Here is a 4,009-nt window from a genome sequence, read left to right as displayed (position 1 = left end):
CCATCAACACCAAGGCTGAAGACCCGCGCGCGGCGTTCCCTTGCGCACCGGGTGAGAAGCTGTTCGTCAACGACGCCAGCCCCGGCCTGAAGACTTGTGAAAACGGCACGATCAAGATCCGTGGCGACTGGCGCGAAACCATGAGCACCCACTGGTTCCACGACCACATGCTCGATTTCACCGCGCAGAACGTCTACAAGGGCAACGCGGTGATGATGAACTACTACAGCGCCCTGGACCGCGGCAACGAAGCCATCGAAGACGGCGTGAACCTGCGCCTGCCCAGCGGCTCGGCCATGCCATGGGGCAACCGCGACTACGACGTCAACCTGGTGGTCGCCGACAAAGCCTGGGACGCAAACGGCCAACTGTGGTTCAACCCGTTCAACACCGACGGTTTTCTCGGCGATCAGATCCTGGTCAACTGGCAGTACGAGCCACGCCTGAAAGTGCGCGCACGCAGTTACCGCTTCCGCATTCTCAACGGCTCGGTGTCGCGCTACTTCCGCATCGCCCTGGTGCGTGAAATCGCCGGCAACGGTGGTGAGTTCCCAGGGCCTTCCGGTTCCGGGGTGTCCTACAGCCGGGTGCCGTTCCACCTGATCGGCAACGACGGCAACATCATGGAACACGCCGTGCCGTTCGACGGCAGCATGGACCTGGACGGTGATGGCGATAAACAGAACCACAACGGCATCCTGCCGACCCAGGGCATCGCCGAGCGCTTCGACATCATCGTCAACTTCGCGAAAAACGGGATCAAGACCGGCGACAAGCTGTACTTCGTCAACCTGATGGAACACAAGACCGGCAAGGGTCCGGAAAAGAACGGCCTGAGCCTGGCCGACGTACTGTCCGAGAAGTACAAGGCGGTGATCAAGCAGGGCAGCAAAGGACCGGAATGGGACAAGGGCGACCCGGTGGTGGGCAAGTTCATGCAAATGATCGTGCAGCCCTACACCGGCCAGGACCTGAGCATGGACCCGGTCGCTTATGAGCCGGCCAAACCGGGCAAACCGGCGGGCAAGAAAATGATCCCGCTGACTCTCGATCGCGATAACGCCGCCGACCTTGCCAAAATCAAAGTGGCGCGGCATCGCGAGTTCATTTTCGGCCGTTCCGACGGCACCGACGAAGCACCGTGGACGATCAAGACCGACGGCGGTTTTGGCTACGACATGGACTCCCGGCGCATCAGTGCGGCGGCGCAGTTGTCCACCGGACCGACCGATGGCGGCTACAGCGGCGACGGTACGCTGGAGGTGTGGAAAATCAAGAACGGTGGCAATGGCTGGAACCACCCGGTGCACGTGCATTTCGAAGAAGGCATCATCCTCAGCCGTGACGGCAAGGCGCCACCTGAATGGGAAAAATGGGCACGCAAGGACGTGTATCGCATCGGCGAAGGCATCGACAGTTCGGTGGACGTGGAAATGGCCATCCGCTTCCGCGAATTCGCCGGGACCTACATGGAGCACTGCCACAACACCCAGCACGAGGACACCTCGATGCTGCTGCGCTGGGATATCGAGCACCCGGGGCAGTTCCAGTTGATGCCGACGCCCCTGCCCGGTTGGGACGGCGTGACCTATGTGGCTTCCGCGGCGCTGCCGACTTTCCGTACACCGGGCAACGGTGATGGCAACGGTGACGATGACGAAAACCAGAACCAGAAACCGGTCGCCAACCCCGACAGCGCCGCCAGCAGCAACGGCCAGCCGGTGACCATCAACGTGTTGGCCAACGACACCGACCCGGACGGTAACCTGCCGCTCAAAGTGGTGGGCCTGAGCCAACCGGACTCCGGCCAGGGCGTGGTCAGCACCGACGGTGTGCGCGTGATTTACACACCACCGGCCAGCATCAGTGCGCCCTTCACCGCAGCCTTCACCTATCAGGCCAGCGACGCGAAGAACGCGGTGTCGGAACCGGCAACGGTGTCCGTGGCGGTGACGCCGGCACCGACGGTCAACGAAGAGCTGGTGGCGACCAGTGCGACTGTCACGGTGCGCAGCAACAATCGCTACACCTGGGACCTGGCCGGGACCACGTCGAAGGGCACGGGCAACACGTTGACGGTGACCGTCACCACCACCGCTGGCCCGCTCAACCTCGGTAACGCAATCCTCACGCCAACCGGCTCCGGAGCGCGCTGGAGGGTGTCGGTGAGTACCACCGGCGCCGGCCCGACATCGAGCCCGACCGCAATCATACGTTCGGTCTTCGGGCAGACAGTTACGGTGCCGATAGTGGCGCACTGAAGCGCTTGGTGCCCGGTCCATGCCATGTGGACCGGGCGCCGCACAATCAAGCCATCAACCGATCTTGTTCACCCCCTGCGTACTCGCTAGCGCTGTGGCGCGACCATGCGAAACTGGATATTGATGTCGTTGGAAACAAAACTGTCGGCCCACTCCCCCTCGCCGATCTTGAAGTCGTTGCGCTTGAGCGTCAGCTCGCCGACGAAGATCCCGACACCGCCGTCGGCCTTGAGCAGAACCGGCACATCCACCTTGCGTGTCAGGCCCCGCAGCGTCAGATTGCCGGTAATCAGGTAGCGGTCGTTGGCGAGGTCCTTGACGCGCGTTGATTCGAAGGTGGCCTGCGGATAGCGCTCGGTGTCAAACCAGGCAGGCTTTTGCAGCTCGGTATTGGCGTCGTCACTACCGGCGTCGATGCTGGTCAGATCGATGGTCAAGTTGGCACGGGCTGCCTCGGGGTGGGCGGTATCGAAATCAAGGTCCCCGACGAATTCCTTGAAAGTGCCAAAGGCTCGCGTGCCCATCTGGTTGTAGGTGAACCTGATGGTGCTGGCCTTGGCATTCACATCCGAGTATTCAACTGCACCACCCTGCGCAGGAACGCCCAACGCAAGCAGGGCAACCAGGGGTATGAAACGCAGGAATCGAGGGTTCATGGAACACTCCGGGCCGGGGCGCCCTCATGGGAAAGTGTCGAACACACGCAAGCCAGCAGTAGGAGGACTAAAGCAAAGAACGGCCGTTTATTCCACTGGCCGCACGGATTTGCGACCATCTGTTGCAGAAGCTGGCTTGCCTGCGAAGGCGATTTCAGGCCTCACGCTGCCACGCCCGCTGCAACAGATCGATGACCTCTTTGTCCGACGTTTGGGAAAAATCCATGTACCAATGCCCGATCGACGTAAACCAATCGGGCATGATCGGACACACCAGCTCATCCACCTCACGGCGCAACGACTCGACCGTTTCAACCGGCGCCAACGGCACTGCCACCACGATGCGCGCCGGCGCCTGCCCACGCACCGCCCGCACCGCCGCCAGCATCGAGGCCCCAGTCGCCAACCCGTCGTCGATTAGAATCACCACCTGGTCCTTGAGCTGCACCGGCGCCCGCGAGCCTCGGTAAACCTGCTCGCGACGCAACAGCTCCCGGGTTTCCCGGGCGACCACGGCCTCGAACGCGGCTTTGTCAATGGGGTGTGCCCGCAGCGCCTGCTCATTGCGAATTTCGATACCGCCACTGGCAATGGCACCCATGGCGTACTCCGGGTGGGACGGAACACCCAGCTTGCGCACCAGCATCAGGTCCAGGCGCAGGCCGAGCGCCGTGGCCACTTCATAGGCCACCGGCACCCCGCCCCGGGGCAAGGCCAGGACGATCACATCGGCGCGTTGGGCATAGGGAAGCAGCGGCTCCACCAGGCGTCGACCGGCGTCGGTGCGGTCGCGCAGGAGGGTTTGCGATGAGTGATTCATTTGAAACCTCCCCAGGCGATCAACGCCTGTCGGTTCGCATCACATCATCAATTGTCGGTTCGACGGGGGCTGTCAGCAAGCTCGAACACAAGTCCAGTGCTCACGCCGTTCCACTGTAGGAGCGAGCATGCTCCGGGCGGCGTTCCGACGAAAGCGGCCTGACTGCCGACCCATCTCTCACGGCTGTACCCGATCTACTGTGGGAGCGGGCTTGCTCGCGAAAGCGGCCTGACAGCCGACCATTCTCTTTCAGGTGTACATATCCATTCCTG

4 protein-coding genes are annotated in these 4,009 nt (G+C 62.3%); 2 read left to right on the top strand and 2 right to left on the bottom strand.

Features of this window, described 5'->3' with window-relative positions; all coding sequences use genetic code 11:
* On the top strand, positions 1 to 2,261 hold a 2,261-nt coding region (locus tag PMI35_RS13135), incomplete at its 5' end, for an Ig-like domain-containing protein (protein ID WP_032831735.1).
* A gap of 86 nt (positions 2,262 to 2,347) precedes the next feature.
* On the opposite strand, the gene PMI35_RS13140 is transcribed toward PMI35_RS13135, so the two are convergent.
* Together PMI35_RS13140 and PMI35_RS13145 are read right to left on the bottom strand one after the other, a co-directional pair.
* Positions 2,348 to 2,917, bottom strand: a complete 570-nt coding sequence (locus tag PMI35_RS13140; protein WP_008061076.1) for a YceI family protein — start codon at positions 2,915 to 2,917, stop codon at positions 2,348 to 2,350.
* Positions 2,918 to 3,071: 154 nt separating this feature from the next.
* Positions 3,072 to 3,737, bottom strand: a complete 666-nt coding sequence (locus PMI35_RS13145; RefSeq protein WP_008061075.1) for a phosphoribosyltransferase — start codon at positions 3,735 to 3,737, stop codon at positions 3,072 to 3,074.
* Here PMI35_RS13145 and PMI35_RS35665 point away from each other — a divergent pair.
* Positions 3,725 to 3,856, top strand: a complete 132-nt coding sequence (locus PMI35_RS35665) for a hypothetical protein (RefSeq protein WP_274517856.1) — start codon at positions 3,725 to 3,727, stop codon at positions 3,854 to 3,856. The two genes, PMI35_RS13145 and PMI35_RS35665, sit on opposite strands and share 13 nt — an antisense overlap.
* Positions 3,857 to 4,009 lie beyond the last annotated feature (153 nt).

Source organism: Pseudomonas sp. GM78, from assembly GCF_000282475.1.
Lineage (GTDB): Bacteria > Pseudomonadota > Gammaproteobacteria > Pseudomonadales > Pseudomonadaceae > Aquipseudomonas.
This window is presented reverse-complemented; position numbering and strand designations above follow the sequence as displayed.